General features: G+C 32.3%; 1 protein-coding gene. It reads right to left on the minus strand.

Annotated elements, in window-relative coordinates:
• Positions 1-252: 252 nt before the first annotated feature.
• On the minus strand, positions 253-1,494 hold the full coding sequence (locus ACN4EE_RS23215; protein WP_431708877.1) for a glycosyltransferase family 4 protein: 1,242 nt from the start codon (positions 1,492-1,494) through the stop codon (positions 253-255).
• Positions 1,495-1,608: the final 114 nt, after the last annotated feature.

Here is a 1,608-nt window from a genome sequence, read left to right on the forward strand (position 1 = left end):
TTAAGGTTTAGTGTTAAGAGAACACCAAATAAAACTCAATATTTTTAGTAACAATTAACTCACTTTAGTAGAGTTTTTCAGGGGAAGATAATTAACAGTGTCGGGTATTGATTAGACATCTCCAAAAATCTATAACTCTTTGATTATAAACTTTTCAAGAATATATTTATTTTGCTTTTATTTGCTCTGTTTTTCTTGAGAATGAAACAGTCCTGCCTTAACTAAGGGGGGAATTCAGGAAATTATCGTTGATTAATTACTTCCGCGATAAAGTTCTAAATATCTCCGTGCTTGAAGTTTAAGAGTAAATTTTTCCTCAACTGTTTTTCGGGCATTTTCAGATAATTTGTGATAATTTTGATTCTCTTTCAAAATCCAAGAAATACCCTGAGTTAAATCACCTATCTCAAAAGGCTGTGCTAAATAACCATTAACTTGATGTTCTATCATATCAGGCATTCCACCAATTTTAAAGGCTACAGTGGGAGTTCCACAAGCTAAAGATTCCATCACAGTATTAGGAAGATTATCTTCTACAGAAGGGGCTACAAAAACATCAACAGCAGAATAAAGCAGTGCGATCGAAACATCATCATTTAATCTACCTAAATAATTGGTTTTAAAAGGTAAATTAGGATCTTGAGCAGGTTGAGAAGCACCAAATACAACTAATTCAAAATCGTTTGTATGATTTTTCAAAGCTAGTTTTTCTAAGGCTGGACTTAAAAATTGAAAACCTTTTCTTTGATTACTGGTGCCACTCATCGCCCCAAACAAAATTAACTTTTTATCTTGAGGTAAATTGAGAAGATTTCGAGCAAATTGTTTGTCAATGGGTTTATAGATATTTATATCTAAACCATAGGGGATTACCTCAACTCTATAGTTTTTAAACAACGAGCTTTTTTTGGCACAATCAGCTAACCATTGACTAGGAGTAACAATAGTTAATTTAACACTATTCCATGATTTTGATTTTCGTTGCCAAATCCATCGGGATAAATCCCAAGATTGATTACTATTTAACTGAGGACAATTACCGCAGTTGTTTAAATATCCTTCACAATCTCCTGCATAATGACATCCTCCTGTAAAAGCCCACATATCGTGAAGTGTCCACACTAAAGGAACTTTGATTTTAGCTAAAGTTTCAATGGGAATAAATCCGCCACAAATCCAATGTAAGTTAACCACATCAGGATTTAATTGATTAATTCTAGTATGAATATTACTAGGTAGCCACTGGGTACTAAAAACAGTTTTCTCTCTTTCTTTGTAAAAATTGAGAGGAAAAGTATCAAGGGTAGGTTTTACTTTCCCGAAAGCTTTTTCTAGTTTAGTTTTATTTCCCGATACAGTAAAATCATCGCTAGACTTGCTTTGTACAAACATTTGAGAATTTACATCGATCAATTTTAAACCCTGATGTAAACGATAAACAGCCCTCGATGCACCTCCCAAAATATCACTGGTATTTATGTTTAAAACCTTCATCTTATATAAACTATTTCTTTGGATTTAATAATTTGATTAAAGATTTGATTGTTGTTTTTCCTGTTTCTAAAATAGGAAATAAGGAGCGAGATATAGTTTCTAATTTTCTTACTC

This window comes from Geminocystis sp. CENA526 (genome assembly GCF_050753365.1).
In the GTDB taxonomy this organism is placed as follows: Bacteria; Cyanobacteriota; Cyanobacteriia; order Cyanobacteriales; family Cyanobacteriaceae; genus Geminocystis.